Raw genomic sequence first — 16,378 nt, 5'->3', positions numbered from 1 at the left:
TTAATTAACGGACACATACATATGTTAGACATTCGAAAATTCAAGCTAGAAGAAATCTCTAATACAACAGTCACTTTTAAACTAGAAGAAAAAAATATTTATGCTAGAGTTTTAATTTTAGAAGAAAATATTTTTCGTATTTTAATAACGAAAGGTTTAAATACTATAACTCCTAAAACTTGGAGTTTTGCTAAAAACTCTGAAATTCCATTTGAAGGAGTAGATAAGCTAGACATCTCCCAATGGACATGTCCTAACTTTACAGTTAATGATGATGAGGAAGGTATTATTTCTATATACACAGAAAATTTATTAGCTGAAATTAAACTTGATGGTTTTCATATAACTTGGTTTGAGAAAAAAAATAATAAATGGTTAAAAATAGCTCAAGATTTACATACTCAAGCTTATAATTTTGACTATTGGTCAGATAGAGGTGCATACCATGCTCTTGCAAAAAAACCTAATGCAATGTTTTTTGGATTAGGTGAAAAATCCGGAGTTTTAAATAGAGATAAACGTAGATTTAGAATGAGATCTACTGATCCAATGGGTTATGATGCTGAGACTTCTGATCCTCTATATAAGCATATTCCTTTTTTTATTAGCCATAATCCTATTAGTAAAACTAATTTTGGTATTTTTTATGATAATTTAAGTGATAGTGTTTTCAACTTCGGTAAAGAAATAGATAACTATCATGGCCCATATATTCATTATGATGCGAAAGCTGGTGATTTAGATTATTACTTTATATCTGGAGAAAAAATCTCTGATATTACTGAGACATTTAGCCAAATAACTGGTAAAACTGCCTTACCTCCATATTGGAGCCTATACTATTCTGGTTCAACAATGACATATACTGATTTGCCAGATGCTCAAGAACAAATGAATAATTTTATTGATGACTGTAAGAAATATGATATTCAATGCGGCTCATTTCAACTAAGCTCTGGATATACGTCTATTGGTAATAAAAGATATGTTTTTAACTGGAATTATACTAAGTTTCCTGATGTTGGAAAATTCACAAAAAAATACCAAGACAATGGCATAAAGCTATGTGCAAATATAAAACCATGTTTATTACAAGATCACCCAAAACGTAGTGAAATAGAAGCTTTTAATGGTTATATAAATAACAAAGAATATAATAAACCAGAGCTTGTACAATATTGGGATGAACTTGGATATTATCTAGATTTTACAAATCCTCAGACTATAGACTGGTGGCAAAGTAACGTTACTGAACAACTTCTAAAGAAAGGTATCAGCTCTACATGGAATGATAATAATGAATATGAAATTTATAATGGTTTAGCAGTTTGTAATGGCTTTGGTGAAGAAATTAAAATTAAACATGTAAAACCTGTACAAGGTTTATTAATGACTAAAGCTAGTTACGAGGCTCAAATTAACTTTGCTCCTAATGAAAGGCCTTATTTAATAACTAGGTCAGGTTGTGCTGGCTTACAAAGATATGCTCAAACTTGGACTGGTGATAATAATACTGACTGGAAAACTTTACCTTTTAATTTAGAAATGGCTAAAGGATTGTCATTATCAGGAATATATAATTTTGGACATGATATAGGAGGCTTTTCAGGTCCAGCTCCAACTCCAGAAATGCTTCTAAGATGGATTCAGCATGGTATTTTTTATCCAAGATTCACAATACATTCATGGAATGAAGATAAAACTGTAAACACTCCTTGGATGTATCCAAGTGTATTTGACAATATTCAAAAAGCGTTTTCATTAAGAAATGAGGTTTTACCTTATATTTATCAACTTTGTTATGAAGCTCATAATCAGGCAAAACCTATTATAAAACCTACCTTCTATGATTTTGAAAATGATCAAAATACATTTAAAGATAATCAAGAATTTTTATTAGGTAGAATGCTTATAGCTAATATACTTGAGCAAGGACAGACAAAGCGTCAAATTTATTTACCAAAAGGTTCTAGCTGGTATGATTATTATACTGGTGAAATATACCAAGGTGGTCAAACGATATGTATTGATGTTGATGAAACCAGTATTCCTATATTTGTCAGAGAAAATACAGTAATTCCTGTAAATACAGCTAGTGCAGGCTTTAATAAATTTGACATAGATATTAGTTATAAAGTATTTCCTCCTCTAAAATCTATTACAACTACTCATTCTATTTATATAGATGATGGAAAAACGAATGATTACTTAAAAGGTAAATTTGGCTTTGTTAATATTACTCTAGATAATTCCAAATCAGACTTGAATATAAAGTGGGATTACCAAGGAGATGATGAGTTTAAAGTTACTAATATAAATACTATTAATATGCAGGAGATTTAAAATAATGTTAAATCTACAGACATTAAAAAACTGTCAACTTCCTAACTATGATAGAAATAAGTTAAAAACAGGAATTTTACATATTGGTATAGGAGCTTTCCATAGAGCGCATCAAATTTATTATATAGATAAACTATTAAACTCTAATAATACTGATGCTTTTAACTGGGGCTATATAAGTGGAACTATTAGAAGCAACTCTAAACTAATTGATGATCTAAAGAGTAATGATTGTTTATATACCCTTTCAACTAATGATGAATCTGGATATAACTATAGAATTATTGGAGCATTGAAAGATGTTTATTTTGCAGGTAATGGGCAAACTCAAGGGCTAATAAATACTATCTCTAACCATAGTATTCTTATAGTTACTTATACAGTTACAGAAAAAGGATACTATGTAGATCTATCTACTCAGAAATTAAACATATCTCACCCTGATATTATTGCAGATTTAAATAACATCAGTGCTCCAAAAACAGCTATTGGCATAACTGTAGCCTCTCTTAAAAAAAGATATGAAACCCATAAAGAAGCATTAACTTTACTTAGTTGTGACAATATGCCAAACAATGGAAAAATACTTAAAGCAGCTGTTATTGAATTTGCAAATAAAATAGATAAAAACTTAGCTAAATGGATAAATGAGAATTGTACTTTCCCTTCTGCTATGGTTGATAGAATAGTTCCAGCTGTGACAGATGAAACTATTAAAAATATAGAAAATGCTATTGGACAAAATGATAGCTCTCCAGTAGCAACTGAAGAATTTGCTCAATGGGTAATAGAGGATAATTTTGCAAATGGTCGCCCTGCTCTTGAAAAGGTTGGTGTTGAGTTTGTAAGTGATATAGAACCTTTTGAAAAATTAAAGCTTACTATGCTTAATGGTAGTCATAGTTTAATAGCTTATTTAGGAGCTTATGCTGGACTTAAAACTGTAGATAACGTTATCTCTACAAAAGAGTTTTATAACTTTATTAAAAAATATATGTTAGAAATAGCAGCCCCTTTAGTTAAAGGTTTGCCAGCTAGTGTTTCAACTAATATCTATGCTGATAAATTACTAACTCGTTTTGCTAATCCATATTTGAAGCACCGCACAGAACAGATAGCTATGGATGGTTCTAAGAAAATTCCTCAACGATGGCTTGGCTCTTTAAAATCTCTTATTAAAGAAAAGAAAAATTATAATATCCTAGCTATAGGATTAGCTGGCTGGATATTATTCTGTTCTGGTAAGGATCAGAATAATCATTCCCTTGAAATTAGTGATCCATTACAAGCCAATTACAAAGCTATCTGGAATGAAACAAATGATGCTAAAATATTAGTAGATAGATTTTTGGCTCTTGAGGAAATTTTCTCAAAAGAGTTTGCTGATAATTTTGAATTAAAACAAATAATTAGTAAATATATAGAAGCCATTCGTTCAAAAGGTGTGCTTGAAGTAATAAAAAATATATAGAGGTAAAAGAAATGATTGAATCTTGGAGATGGTTTGGACCAAATGATCCTGTATGTATAGAAGATATTATGCAAACAGGCGTTACGGATATAGTAACTGCTTTACATCATATACCTAATGGTGAAGTTTGGCCTGTAGCAGAAATTAAGAAAAGACAGTCTGAAGTAGAAAACTCTCCAAAACAAGGTAAAACACACCTTACATGGTCTGTCGTAGAAAGTATTCCCGTTCATGAGGATATCAAAAGAGGTAAAGCAACTCGTGATGAGTATATAGCTAACTACTGTGAAAGTATCAGAAACCTTGCTAAATGTGGAATTAATCTTATTATTTATAATTTTATGCCTGTGCTTGACTGGACTCGTACTGATCTAGCTATGAAAACTCTTACAGGCGCAAAAACTTTATCTTTTGATGAAATAGCTTTTGCTGCTTTTGATATTCATATTTTAAAAAGACCAGGTTCTGAAAAATCATACAGAGAAGATATAATTAAAAAAGCTACTACGTACTTTAAAATTATGTCTAATGATAAAAAAGAAATACTTATTAATAATATAATTGCAGGTCTTCCAGGTGCTGAAGAAAGCTTTACTTTAAAGCAATTCCAGGCAGCTCTAGATGAATATAAAGGGATTGATAAAGCAAAATTACGTGAAAATCTTATATATTTCCTAGAGAAAGTTATTCCTGTAGCTGAAGAAGTTGGAGCTAAATTAGCAATACATCCGGATGATCCTCCTTTTGAACTATTTGGTTTACCAAGAATTATTAGTACTATTGAAGATTATGATTGGTTATTTGAAAATGTACCATCAATGGCTAATGGTATTACTTTCTGCGCAGGTTCATTAGGTTCAAGATGGGATAACGACCTACCTCTTATGGCTAAAAAGATTGGAAGAAGAATATATTTCACTCACTTAAGAAATGTGGCTTTGGATAAGGATAGCCGTAGTTTCTATGAAGCAGAACATTTATGTGGAAATACAAATATGTATGCTTTAGTTAAAGAAATCCTAAAAATAGAAAAATCTTCTCATCCTATCTATATGAGACCAGATCATGGACAACAAATGCTTAGTGATTTGGATAAGAAAACTAATCCAGGGTACTCATGTATAGGTAGGATGAAAGGATTAGCTGAAATCCGTGGTGTTGCTTATGCAGTAAAACAAGAGTTAGAGAATGAAAATAGATAATAAACTATTAGCTATTGGCGAATGTATGCTTGAACTTAGTGGTCAAATGCAACTAGGTCAGCAAGTAAAGTTAAGTTTTGGCGGTGATGTTTTAAACACTGCTTTATATTATGCTCGTTTAGGTGGAAACACATCTTTCTTAACTGCTTTAGGTAATGATACTTTCTCCTCTCAAATGATAAATTCTTGGAAAAATGAAAATATAGATACTTCCACCATCATAAGATTAGCTGATAAAGTTCCAGGTCTATATGCTATTAATACAGATAATTTAGGAGAAAGAAGCTTTTATTATTGGCGTGAACAAGCACCAATTAAAGAGCTTTTTAATAATATATCTAGTCAAGAATTAAGCCAATATACAAAAACTTATCAATATATATATTTCTCTGGAATATCTTTATCTAGATGGGATGAAGCACAGTTGAATATCTTTTGTGACTGGATTAATGTCTTTAAAGCAAGTTCTCCAGATAAACAAATTATTTTTGACTTAAATTATCGTCCTAAATGTTGGAAAAACATTAGTCAAACTAAAAAATATTTAGAAAAAATATTACCTTTAGTAACTATGGTTATTACAACTTTTGACGATGAGCAAATGCTATTTGATGATATTAATAGTCAACAAACCTTAGATAGATATAATAATTTTAATATACCTACTATTATTATAAAACATGGCGCAAACCCTACTGTAATATATAATCAAGGTAAAGTTGAAGAGATCATGCCTCAAAGAGTTGATATACCGGTTGATACCACTGCTGCAGGCGATAGTTTTAATGCTGCATTCTTAGCAGCTTTTAATAAAGATTATAACCTTACAGATTGTGTTAGTTTTGCTCAAAAATTTGCTGCTGAAATAATACAACACTATGGAGCAATCATAGCTAGAGAGCATACAGATAAATATCTTAAAATTCTTAAGGAATTATAAATGTCATTAAAAAAGATTTTAGAAGATAATCCTCTAATACCTGTAGTCGCTGTTAACACACTAGAAGAGGCAACATCTACTTTAGAAAAACTACGTAATAAAAATATTAAAATAGTTGAATTTACGCTTAGAACTCCTAATGCCTTAGAGGTAATAAAAGAAATTATTAAAAATAACGATGATTTTATTATAGGCATAGGAACAATTCGTACTCTAGAGCAATTAAAAGAGTGTTCCAAACTAAAAGTAGACTTTTTAGTTTCTCCTGGCGCTACTATTAAAATGTTAAAATTTGCAAAAAAGAAAAAGCTTCCTTACCTTCCAGGTGGAGTAACTCCTTTTGAAATTATGACTATATTAAGTTTTGGCTTTAAAATTTTAAAATTTTTCCCAGCAGAAGCTATGGGGGGAATTAAACTTCTAAAAAATTACCAAGCTGTATTTCCAGAAGTAATATTCTGTGCAACTGGTGGAATAAACTCATCAAATCAAGATGAATACCTTGCTCAAAAAAATATAATAGCCATTGGAAGCTCTTCATTAATATGATTTCTTTTCTTAAAAAGAAATATTATAATCAAATTAACAAAGACTTTTTTAAGACTTCTCAATATATATGTTTAAAAAGGTCATCGTAATATTATTAATTACAGTATCTTTTATATCAGTATCTTTCTCGTCTTCATTTAAAGAATATGACATTCACCTTATACCATCTAAAGAAGTAACTTTATATATTAAAGATTTTAATGAGTTTTTAGATAGTAAAGGGTTATTAAAAAAATATAATATAACTCCTTTTATTATAAACCACCCTGCTCACATTACTTTATACTTAACAGGATTCTCACCAGAAAAAATACCATTTATAGAAGAGAATATTAAAAATATTACTCAAAATATTTCAGAATTTAATATTGAGCTAACAAATATAAATGTAAATAATAGTGGTTTTATAATGCTAGATGTAGAGAATAGTAATGAATTAAAGTTATTTTCAGATACAGTAGTTTCTTCATTATCCCAATATAGAAATAATGAATATCCCATACCAGAATGGGTAAAATACTATCCTCAAAAAAATAAATCATTTACAAAATATGGTAGTCCTAATACCTTCTCTGAATTTACACCACACTTTAGTATAATGGCTATAAGTCTTGATGATGAGCAACAAAAACAAAACTTTATTAAAGATATGTCAAATGCTATAGCTGAATTTAGAGCAAGGCCTATTAAAGCAAAGATAGTGGCAATATCTTTAGGAGAAGTAGATAAAAATGGCCAAATTATTGAAGAATTATTAACAATTCCATTAAAACAAAATAGTAATAAAAATATAGTCAATCACAAAAGAGGAGAAAACTATGCTTAGTGATAATGTACTAATGCCTATTGATAAATCAACTAGGGATATTGCTCTAGAGATTTACAATCATATTAAAGATTTACCTATTGTAAGCCCTCATGGACATACAGATCCTGCTTGGTTTGATGAGAACAAACCTTTTGAAAACCCTGTAGAACTTTTAATTAAACCTGATCATTATATTTTTAGAATGTTTTACTCTCAAGGACTGAGATTAGAAGATTTTGGTATATCTAGAAAAGATGGAAAAGAAGTCGAAACTGATCCAAAGAAGATTTGGCATAAAGTAGCAGAAAACTGGTATATATTTAGAGGAACACAAGTTGGACTATGGTTCGATGCACAATTAAAAAATGTATTTGGATATAATAAAGCTTTTACTCCAGAAACAGCAGATGAGTTATATGATCATATTGATAACTGTTTAAAGAAAAAAGAATTTCTACCTAGAGAAATCTGTAAAAGATTTAATATTGAAGTTATAGCTACTACAGATAATGTAGGAGATACTTTAGAACATCATAGAAATATTGCTAATTCTGATTTCAAATGTAAGGTTGTTCCTACTTTTAGGCCAGACACTGTTACTAATCCTGAGCTTCATCCAGTTCATAAACATATTAAGTCTTTAGCAAAACAACTAGATACAGAAATAAATTCTTATGAAAAGTTTCTAAAAGTGCTTAAAGAGCGTAGAGAATTTTTTATAGCTAATGGCGCTACAGCTTCTGATCATGGAGTTACTGTACCAAGAACTTACGATCTAGAAAAGTCAGAGTGTAAAGATTTATTTAAGAAAGTACTAACAAATACAGCTTCCTCAAAAGAGAAAAGAATTTTCTGTGGTCAAATGATAACTGAAATGGCCAAGATGGCAACAGATGATGGCCTTGTAATGCAATTACATGCTGGTGTATTTAGAAATCATAATAGCCGTATTCAAAGAAAATTTGGTAATGACAAAGGCTGCGATATTCCTGTTAAGTGTGATTATGTTAATGGCCTTCATCCTTTATTAGATAAAGTAGGAAATAATAGAAACTTTAGAATAGTTTTATTTACAATGGATGAAACTACTTATACCAGGGAACTTGCTCCATTAGCAGGACATTATCCTAGTGTTTTCTTAGGTCCACCATGGTGGTTTAACGATTCAGCTGAAGGTATGAAAAGATTTAGACATGCCGTTACAGAAACAGCTGGTTTTTATAACTGCTCAGGTTTTATTGATGATACTCGTGCTTTACTTTCTATACCTGTTAGACATGATATAGCAAGACGTGTAGATGCTGCATACCTTGCTGAAATGGTGCAAATTGGAAGATTATCAAAAGCAGATGCATTAGAGGTTGCTTATGATCTAACATATACACAATCTAAAAAAATATTTAATTTATAAGCTATAAAAGCAGGAGAACTTAACTAATGGATGATACAAATAGATCAACAACATTATATGTTGCTATGATTGTAGCTATAGCTGCTATAGGTGGATTACTTTTTGGTTTTGATACCTCAATAATAGCTGGAGCTACCCCATTTATTCAAAATGAGTTTACTGCTTCCAATTGGCAGATTGAAATTGTAGTTAGCTTTTGTGTACTTGGCGCCTTTTTTGGAGCTCTTCTAAGTGGCTACTTCACAGATAGGTTTGGTCGTAAACGAGTAATGATTGCAACTAGCTTGTTATTCATAGTTGGAACACTTGTTGCTACGTTTGCACCTAATATTACTTGTTTAGTGGTTGGTAGATTTATGTTAGGTTCTGCTATTGGAATAGCATCTTATGCTGTACCTTTATTTATTGCTGAAGTAGCCCCTGCTTCTAAAAGAGGTAGCTTAGTATTATGGAATGGAGCTTTCTTAACAGGTGGACAAGTTATTGCATTTGTCGTTAATTATTTACTTACATCAAGTGGTGATTGGAGATTAATGATAGCAACTGGTCTCGTTCCTGCAATTTTATTATTTATTGGAATGTGCTTTATGCCCTATTCTCCTAAATGGTTAGTATCTAAAGGCAGAAAGGAAGAGGCTAAAGAAACTTTAACTAAATTAAGAGATTGTAATAATGTAGTAAAACTAGAACTAAAAGCAATCCAGGAAAACTTAGCAAAGCCTAGTAAAGTTGGTTTTTTACAAATTTTTGATAAAAAAGTAAGACCTGTTTTATATATTGGTTTAGCTCTAGGTATTTTTCAGCAATTCTTTGGAATCAATACTGTTATGTATTATGGACCTCATATTATGGAAAGTATTGGATTTAGTGGAAATGAAACGCGTATGTTAATGACTCTAGTTTTAGGGATTGTTAATTTTATTGCGACTATTATTACAATAATGTTTATTGATAAACTAGGAAGAAGAAGATTCTTATTAATCGGTTCAGCGATGGCAGCTATTAGTTTATTTAGTATGATCTATCTACTTAAAAACTCTTCTTCTACATTAGTTGCATACTCTGCTTTAACTTGTTTACTTATATATGTTGTTGGTTATTGTATTAGTGTTGGATCATTATTCTGGTTAATAATTTCAGAGATATTTCCACTAAATGTTAGAGGTACTGCTATGAGTTTTGTAGCCTCTATACAGTGGCTAGCAAATTTTATTGTAGCTGCTACATTTTTAACTATATTAACTAGCCTAGGTGTAACCTTCACATTTGGTTTATATGCCTGTGTCGCGACTTTAGCCTTTATTGTTACTTATTTCTTTATTCCTGAAACAAAAGGAGTTTCTTTAGAGGTCATAGAAGCAAACTTAGATCGCCAAATTCCTACTAGGTATTTAGGCATTAAAGAGTATAATAAATAGTAGAATTTAACTTTCATCGAGGAGAAGAAAATGTCTAACTTGGAAAATAATAGCTTTGGTGAATTTCGTAACTATACTGATAGTAAATTTCAAGATCGTGTAGAGAGAACTTATAGAGAAATGCACACTAATCAGTCTCTTGATTATGTAAAAAGAATGAAAGATAAATACTTTAAATTGTCTCTAGGAAAAATGGATGTTTATGAAGTATTTAAATTACTAGAAAATGTTCATGATGAAAGTGATCCTGATAATGACTTACCTCAAATTGAACATGCATATCAAACAGCAGAAGCTGTTCAAAATAAATTTTTAGAAAATGCTACTGAAATACGTGACAATGCATTAATTAAATCATTATTTCGTGATCATGAGTGGCAAAGTTTACCTAAAAAATGGAAAGATTTTTATACAGAAAAAGAAACTTTAAAAGAATTATATTCACATATAAAAGACTGGTCTTGGTTTCCTTTAGTCGGCTTTATTCATGATTTAGGAAAAATTATGACTTTACCAGAATATGGAGCATTACCACAATGGTCAACTGTTGGTGATACGTATCCTGTAGCTTGCCCATTCGCCAGTGCAAATGTGTTTTTTGATAAAGGCTTTTATAAAACAGCTAGTGACTATGAAACATATAAAAACACTAATGAAACACATTATGGAAGTTATCCAAACAATTGTGGTTTTGATGCTGTTGAAATGAGCTTTGGACATGATGAATATATATATAAAGTTTTTGAACAAGGCAGTGATATTCCTTATGAAGGTCTATATCTTTTAAGATATCATTCATTCTATCCATGGCATACACCTCAAACAGGCGGTCTAGCTTACCAAGAGCTTGCAAATGAAAAAGATTGGTTATTACTACCTCTTCTTAAGGCTTTTCAAAAAGCTGACTTATATTCAAAATTACCTGAACTACCTCCAAAAGAAGTATTAGAGAAAAAATACAAAGCTCTATTAGATAAGTGGGTACCTAAAAAGAAAATTAATTGGTAAAAATATAAAACTAAATGGGAATATTTAAAGAGTTAAAAGAGCTTGAAGAGTCTCTATGGATAGAGGCAACGAGATTTGATCATACATACATGAATAATATTCTTGATCCTGATTTTTTTGAATTTGGGAGATCTGGTAAGATTTATTCAAGAAGCGAAGTATTATCTCATGAGTATCAAGAAATTTTAGCTAAAATCCCATTAGAAAACTTCAAAGTACATAATATTAGTGATAGCGTGAAACAAGTAACTTATATAAGTGAAGTAGGAAAAGAAAAATTACGTGCTAATAGAAATTCAATATGGATTCTGAAAAGAAATAAATGGCTACTTAAGTTTCATCAAGGAACACCTTGTTTCTAAAATTATTTCTAAACCAATAAATCTTGCTGATCTGAACTTAAGCTTTTAGGAATTTTTAATTTAAAATGATTATAAGCAGCTAGAGTAGCTACTCTACCTCTAGCTGTTCTCATGATATAACCTTGCTGTATTAAATAAGGTTCTATTACATCTTCTATAGTACCTTTTTCTTCACTTAATGCTGCCGCTATAGTATCTAAACCTACAGGACCGCCAGAAAACTTCTCTATTAAGGTCAATAAATATTTATGGTCCATATGATCAAAACCAATAGGATCTACTTTTAACATACTCAATGCTTTATCAGCTATTTCAAAGGTTATTTCACCATTACCTTTAACTTGAGCATAATCTCTAACCCTTCTTAAAAGCCTATTAGCAATCCTAGGAGTACCTCTAGACCTTTTTGCTATTTCTTTAGCACCATCCATAGTTATAACCAACTCTAAAAGCTTAGCTGAACGATAGACTATCTTAGTCAAATCTTCTATAGAATAGAATTCTAATCGCTGAACAATACCAAACCTATCTCGAAGAGGCGATGTTAAAAGTCCAGCTCTTGTTGTAGCTCCGACTAAAGTAAATGGAGGTAGATCAATCTTAATAGATCTAGCTGATGGCCCTTCCCCTATCATTATATCTAATTGGTAATCTTCCATTGCTGGATATAATATTTCTTCTATAACAGGGCTTAAACGGTGGATCTCATCTATAAATAAAACATCATTTTCTTCAAGATTAGTTAATAATGCTGCTAAATCTCCTGCTTTTTCTAAAACAGGCCCACTAGTTTGTTTTAATTCAACTCCCATTTCATTAGCTATTATATTTGATAATGTAGTTTTACCTAATCCTGGTGGTCCAAAAATTAAAGTATGATCTAGAGCATCTTTTCTATTTTTTGCAGCTTGAATAAAGATTTCCATCTGCTCCCGAACAACTGGTTGACCCTCATATTCTTGTAATGTTTTAGGTCGAATTGCTCTATCAACAATACTTTCTTCTTTATGATTTGGAGCATTAGCAGAAATTATTCTATCTGTTTCTATCATTTTTATTTATTTTATAATCTAATTTCAAAGTTTATAATACCATACTACTTAGCAGTATAGCCACCATCTATTGGTAATAGGCTTCCTGTCATAAAAGAGCTTTTTTTACTAAGCAAAAACTCAACTAAATTAGCTATTTCCTCAGGTTTTGCTATTCTTTTCATAGGAAATTCCTCAGCCTCTAACTTCTCCATTTCTTCCATGCTAATATTATTTTTTTTAGCATAATTATTAATAGCTTGACGATATAGCTCTGTATCAACTGTACCAGGACAAATAGCATTCACCCTAATATCATATTTAGCTAGATCTAAAGCTAATGATTTAGTCATTTGTGCTACAGCTCCTTTGGTTAGTCCATAAGCAAAGCTACTTATTTTAGCTACAAAACATTGATCAGATCCATTAAAAACTATTGAACAACCATGCTCTAAATTAGGGCGAAGATATTTTAGTAAATATATATTAGCCATTACATTCACATTAATAACCTTCTGAACATCATCTAGATTTGAAGTAAATAAACTACCATTTATATGAATTCCAGCATTTAGAAATAGACCAATAAAATGTACATCTTTTAACTCTTCAACCGCATGGATTATAGAGTCTTTATTCTCTAAGTTAGTTTTGATAAATTTTAAATTACTATTCTCTATATCAGGAGCAACTATATCAAGGTTGATAATGAAATTTTCTTTTGATTTTAATAAAAGCTCTATAACTGCTTTACCTATTCCTTTTGAGCCACCTGTAATTAAATAATTTTTCATAAAACTCCTAAAGTAAAATTATTTAAATATATATTTCCTATAGTATCTAATAAGCTTTGAAAAAGGTAACTTTTTTGTCTAAAATCTATCCTAGACAAAATAATTTTATTTCTTAGCATAATTGGGAGAAACTCAATGGATCTAAAAGATTTCAAAACAATTGAAACAATCAAATTTTCAGATACTAAAAAATTTAAATACTTAAATGAAGATGCTTCTAAACTTTTATACCTTGATAGTCCTGCTATAGAAGTATTTAGAGACTATAAAACTACAGCTGCTTTAGTAACTAGTTCAGATACAGTAGCATCTGATATAAAGAAAAAAATGAAATTAGCTAACAAAGATGTAATTCTAGTTATCAATTCAGAAGATCGTGTTACAGGCATCATAGATCTTCATTACCTAGAAGGTGTAGCTTTACAAAAACTAGCTCAAGACTCAGGAACAAATATAAAAGACTTAACTGCTGAGGAAATAAAGCTTGATATAGCTAAAGTTAGAATGATTCACTATGATATGCTAGAAGATGCAAAAATAGGTCATATTATTAAAACTCTTTTAAAAGATAATCGTCATCAAATACTAATATATGAAGATGATGAGAATGGAAACCCATTCATTCGTGGATATTTTGCTCTTAGTTATATTAAAAGAAAATTAGGGTTAGAAGTTTATCTTTCTCATCAAAAAGATGGCGTTGCTAGTATTTCTAAAGTTGTGATGAATTAATTTTACCCTATAAATTACGAGCTAATTTTCAATCCTACAACTCCTGCTATTATTAAAAATAAGCAAACTATTTTTAAAGTTGAAACAGTATCTCCTGCAAACATCATTCCAAATATTGCTGTACCTAATGCACCTACTGCTGTCCAGATAGGATAAGCTAATGATATTGGTATAGTTTTCATAGATAATGCTAAAAGATAAATACTCACTATCATACCTATAACTACGATTATAGATGCTATTATATTTGTAAATCCATTAGAATATTTTAGTGCCACAGCCCATACAACTTCAAATATTCCAGCAATAATAAGAAAAACCCAAGCCATAATTGTTATTTAAGATATTTTATAATTATTCAAAGAGTAACATTAAAACTGATTTTTTTCTAAGAACTATATTGAATATAACTATTATTTCTTAGATAAAATTTTCTCTATTTCATTTATAAGAATTTCAGAAGAAATATTACTATCTTCTAATAATATTTTTTTAGTTCCATGTGTTAAAAATCTGTCTTCTAATCCAAAGTTTTTAATATAAATATTTCTATGAAGGTTATTATTGATTAGAAACTCATTAACTGCAGAGCCTGCGCCACCTTTTATAGCATTTTCTTCTAAAGTAAATATAACATTATGTGTTTTAACTATATCTAACAGTATATTTTCATCTAAAGGTTTTACAAAACGCATATCAATTATAGTAATATCATATTTTTTAGATACTTCTTCAGCTAATGGTAATAAAGTTCCAAAGTTTAAAATAGCAATCTTATTACTACCTTTTCTAAGCAGCTTAGCTTTACCTAGTTCTAAATTTAAAGAATCAGTAATAGTAACACCTGGCCCTGTTCCTCTTGGGTAACGAACCATAGCTGGGCCATTATAATCATAGCCAAATTCTAACATATGATAACACTCATTCTCATTACTCGGTGTCATAATAATATTGTTTGGAATACATCTCATAAAACTAAGATCAAAGCTGCCATCATGTGTTGATCCATCTGCACCAACTAATCCAGCTCTATCTACTGCATACAAAACATCTAGATTCTGAATACTTATATCATGTATAACTTGATCATACGCTCTTTGAAGAAAAGTAGAATATATAGCAACTACTGGCTTCATACCCTGACAGGCAAGTCCACCAGCAAAAGTCACTGCATGCTGCTCAGCAATTGCAACATCAAAATATCTATAAGGGTACTCTTGAGCAAATCTTATAAGGTCTGATCCTTCTTTCATTGCTGGAGTTATACCAACTAATCTCTTATCTTTAGCTGCTTTATCACATATCCATTGACCAAATATATTAGAATAAGTTAGTTTAGGAATATTTACACTTTTAGTCTTCTCAACGCCTGTATGAAAACTTGGAGCTACATGATGAAATTTAATTGGATCATTCTCTGCCTTTATATAACCTTTACCTTTTCTTGTTATAACATGCAAAAGTTTAGGACCTTTGTGATCTTTTAAGATTTTTAATGTTTTAACTAGTTCATTTACATCATGACCATCAACAGGACCAACATAATAAAAACCAAGATCTTCAAAAAAATTAGCTGGAACAAACATTCCTTTTGTTTGAGTTTCAACTTTTTTTACAAAATCAAAAACTGGAGGAATATTTTTTAATACTTCCTTACCCTTTTCTCTTAATGAATTATAAAATCCACCTGAAATTATTTTACTAAAATGTGTAGTTAAACCGCCAACATTATCAGAAATAGACATTTCATTATCATTTAAAACTACTAATAAATCTTCTTTGATTCCACCAGCATGATTTAAAGCTTCAAAAGCCATACCACCAGTTATAGCACCATCACCAATTACAGCTACTGACTTAGCCCCATTTTTTGTAATTCTATTAGCTACAGCCATACCAAGAGCTGCACTTATTGAAGTACTTGAGTGCCCTACTCCAAAAGCATCATATTCACTTTCAGCTCTTTTAGGGAAACCTGATATTCCACCATCTTTTTTAATAGTAACTAGCTTATCTTTTCTTCCGGTTAAAATTTTATGAATATATGTTTGATGGCCAACATCCCAAACTATACTATCTTTAGGTGTATCATAAACATAATGTAAAGCTACTGTAAGCTCTAAAGCCCCTAAACTACTAGCAAAGTGACCACCACTTACATCTAGCTTCTCAACTAAAAATTCCCTTAGCTCTCTAGACAAAGGCACAAGCTCAGTTTCTGGAACAAGCTTAAGGTCTTCTGGCGTGTTTAGTTTGTCTAAAGTTTTATAATTATTTTGCATTATTTATACCAGACTAAAGTGTGTATT

15 protein-coding genes are annotated in these 16,378 nt (G+C 30.4%); 11 read left to right on the top strand and 4 right to left on the bottom strand.

The genetic code is table 11. The annotated features are described in order from the left end of the window. Positions 1–21 precede the first annotated feature (21 nt). The 10 genes from DNK87_RS01180 (at position 22) to DNK87_RS01135 (ending at position 11,512) form a co-directional block, all read left to right on the top strand. On the top strand, positions 22–2,343 hold the full coding sequence (locus DNK87_RS01180) for a glycoside hydrolase family 31 protein (RefSeq protein ID WP_119330603.1): 2,322 nt from the start codon (positions 22–24) through the stop codon (positions 2,341–2,343). A 4-nt stretch (positions 2,344–2,347) separates the two neighbouring features. After that, positions 2,348–3,814, top strand: a complete 1,467-nt coding sequence (locus DNK87_RS01175; protein ID WP_119330604.1) for a mannitol dehydrogenase family protein — start codon at positions 2,348–2,350, stop codon at positions 3,812–3,814. A gap of 11 nt (positions 3,815–3,825) precedes the next feature. Further along, positions 3,826–5,016 carry a mannonate dehydratase gene (gene uxuA / locus DNK87_RS01170; RefSeq protein ID WP_119330605.1) on the top strand — a complete coding sequence of 397 codons (1,191 nt, stop codon included), beginning with the start codon at positions 3,826–3,828 and terminating at the stop codon, positions 5,014–5,016. Beyond that, positions 5,003–5,956 carry a sugar kinase gene (locus DNK87_RS01165; RefSeq protein ID WP_119330606.1) on the top strand — a complete coding sequence of 318 codons (954 nt, stop codon included), beginning with the start codon at positions 5,003–5,005 and terminating at the stop codon, positions 5,954–5,956. The genes uxuA and DNK87_RS01165 overlap by 14 nt, the downstream gene beginning before the upstream one ends. After that, positions 5,957–6,505 (top strand): bifunctional 4-hydroxy-2-oxoglutarate aldolase/2-dehydro-3-deoxy-phosphogluconate aldolase, encoded by a 549-nt coding sequence (locus DNK87_RS01160; RefSeq protein WP_119330607.1) that lies wholly within the window; start codon positions 5,957–5,959, stop codon positions 6,503–6,505. Between the two features lie 67 nt (positions 6,506–6,572). Next, the gene (locus DNK87_RS01155; protein WP_119330608.1) at positions 6,573–7,331 is read left to right on the top strand and encodes a 2'-5' RNA ligase family protein; all 759 of its coding nucleotides are present in this window, start codon (positions 6,573–6,575) and stop codon (positions 7,329–7,331) included. After that, complete coding sequence (gene uxaC, locus DNK87_RS01150) at positions 7,324–8,724, top strand: glucuronate isomerase (RefSeq protein ID WP_119330609.1); 1,401 nt, start codon at positions 7,324–7,326, stop codon at positions 8,722–8,724. The genes DNK87_RS01155 and uxaC overlap by 8 nt, the downstream gene beginning before the upstream one ends. Positions 8,725–8,750: 26 nt before the next feature. Then, positions 8,751–10,142 carry a sugar porter family MFS transporter gene (locus tag DNK87_RS01145; protein ID WP_119330610.1) on the top strand — a complete coding sequence of 464 codons (1,392 nt, stop codon included), beginning with the start codon at positions 8,751–8,753 and terminating at the stop codon, positions 10,140–10,142. 30 nt (positions 10,143–10,172) lie between these two features. Then, the gene (locus tag DNK87_RS01140) at positions 10,173–11,150 is read left to right on the top strand and encodes an inositol oxygenase family protein (protein WP_119330611.1); all 978 of its coding nucleotides are present in this window, start codon (positions 10,173–10,175) and stop codon (positions 11,148–11,150) included. A 14-nt stretch (positions 11,151–11,164) separates the two neighbouring features. Next, positions 11,165–11,512, top strand: a complete 348-nt coding sequence (locus tag DNK87_RS01135; protein ID WP_119330612.1) for a nuclear transport factor 2 family protein — start codon at positions 11,165–11,167, stop codon at positions 11,510–11,512. 8 nt (positions 11,513–11,520) lie between these two features. On the opposite strand, the gene ruvB is transcribed toward DNK87_RS01135, so the two are convergent. Next, a complete protein-coding gene (gene ruvB / locus DNK87_RS01130; protein WP_119330613.1) occupies positions 11,521–12,564 on the bottom strand; it encodes a Holliday junction branch migration DNA helicase RuvB in 1,044 nt (347 codons plus the stop codon). Positions 12,565–12,608: 44 nt separating this feature from the next. Next, on the bottom strand, positions 12,609–13,337 hold the full coding sequence (locus tag DNK87_RS01125; protein ID WP_119330614.1) for an SDR family NAD(P)-dependent oxidoreductase: 729 nt from the start codon (positions 13,335–13,337) through the stop codon (positions 12,609–12,611). A 135-nt stretch (positions 13,338–13,472) separates the two neighbouring features. Here DNK87_RS01125 and DNK87_RS01120 point away from each other — a divergent pair, with 135 nt between their 5' ends. After that, positions 13,473–14,069 (top strand): CBS domain-containing protein, encoded by a 597-nt coding sequence (locus DNK87_RS01120; RefSeq protein WP_119330615.1) that lies wholly within the window; start codon positions 13,473–13,475, stop codon positions 14,067–14,069. 14 nt (positions 14,070–14,083) lie between these two features. On the opposite strand, the gene DNK87_RS01115 is transcribed toward DNK87_RS01120, so the two are convergent. Both DNK87_RS01115 and dxs read right to left on the bottom strand, forming a co-directional pair. Further along, positions 14,084–14,398, bottom strand: coding sequence for a DMT family transporter (locus tag DNK87_RS01115; protein ID WP_119330616.1), 315 nt, complete (start codon positions 14,396–14,398; stop codon positions 14,084–14,086). Positions 14,399–14,482: 84 nt separating this feature from the next. Then, entirely contained in the window at positions 14,483–16,351 is a 1,869-nt protein-coding gene (gene dxs / locus DNK87_RS01110; RefSeq protein ID WP_119330617.1) for a 1-deoxy-D-xylulose-5-phosphate synthase, read from the bottom strand. Positions 16,352–16,378 lie beyond the last annotated feature (27 nt).

It is taken from the genome of Pseudofrancisella aestuarii, from assembly GCF_003574475.2.
In the GTDB taxonomy this organism is placed as follows: Bacteria; Pseudomonadota; Gammaproteobacteria; order Francisellales; family Francisellaceae; genus Francisella; species Francisella aestuarii.
The sequence above is the reverse complement of the archived record's forward strand: the minus strand, read 5'-3'. Positions and strand labels throughout refer to the sequence as shown.

Excerpts from the sequence above, each read along its gene's own strand:
- DNK87_RS01160 (WP_119330607.1), top strand. The coding sequence starts at position 5,957 with ATGTCATTAAAAAAGATTTTAGAAGATAATCCTCTAATACCTGTAGTC.
- dxs (WP_119330617.1), bottom strand. The coding sequence starts at position 16,351 with ATGCAAAATAATTATAAAACTTTAGACAAACTAAACACGCCAGAAGAC.
- ruvB (WP_119330613.1), bottom strand. The coding sequence starts at position 12,564 with ATGATAGAAACAGATAGAATAATTTCTGCTAATGCTCCAAATCATAAA.
- DNK87_RS01140 (WP_119330611.1), top strand. The coding sequence starts at position 10,173 with ATGTCTAACTTGGAAAATAATAGCTTTGGTGAATTTCGTAACTATACT.
- uxuA (WP_119330605.1), top strand. The coding sequence starts at position 3,826 with ATGATTGAATCTTGGAGATGGTTTGGACCAAATGATCCTGTATGTATA.
- DNK87_RS01180 (WP_119330603.1), top strand. The coding sequence starts at position 22 with ATGTTAGACATTCGAAAATTCAAGCTAGAAGAAATCTCTAATACAACA.
- DNK87_RS01175 (WP_119330604.1), top strand. The coding sequence starts at position 2,348 with ATGTTAAATCTACAGACATTAAAAAACTGTCAACTTCCTAACTATGAT.
- DNK87_RS01135 (WP_119330612.1), top strand. The coding sequence starts at position 11,165 with ATGGGAATATTTAAAGAGTTAAAAGAGCTTGAAGAGTCTCTATGGATA.
- DNK87_RS01165 (WP_119330606.1), top strand. The coding sequence starts at position 5,003 with ATGAAAATAGATAATAAACTATTAGCTATTGGCGAATGTATGCTTGAA.
- DNK87_RS01155 (WP_119330608.1), top strand. The coding sequence starts at position 6,573 with ATGTTTAAAAAGGTCATCGTAATATTATTAATTACAGTATCTTTTATA.
- DNK87_RS01145 (WP_119330610.1), top strand. The coding sequence starts at position 8,751 with ATGGATGATACAAATAGATCAACAACATTATATGTTGCTATGATTGTA.
- DNK87_RS01125 (WP_119330614.1), bottom strand. The coding sequence starts at position 13,337 with ATGAAAAATTATTTAATTACAGGTGGCTCAAAAGGAATAGGTAAAGCA.
- uxaC (WP_119330609.1), top strand. The coding sequence starts at position 7,324 with ATGCTTAGTGATAATGTACTAATGCCTATTGATAAATCAACTAGGGAT.
- DNK87_RS01115 (WP_119330616.1), bottom strand. The coding sequence starts at position 14,398 with ATGGCTTGGGTTTTTCTTATTATTGCTGGAATATTTGAAGTTGTATGG.
- DNK87_RS01120 (WP_119330615.1), top strand. The coding sequence starts at position 13,473 with ATGGATCTAAAAGATTTCAAAACAATTGAAACAATCAAATTTTCAGAT.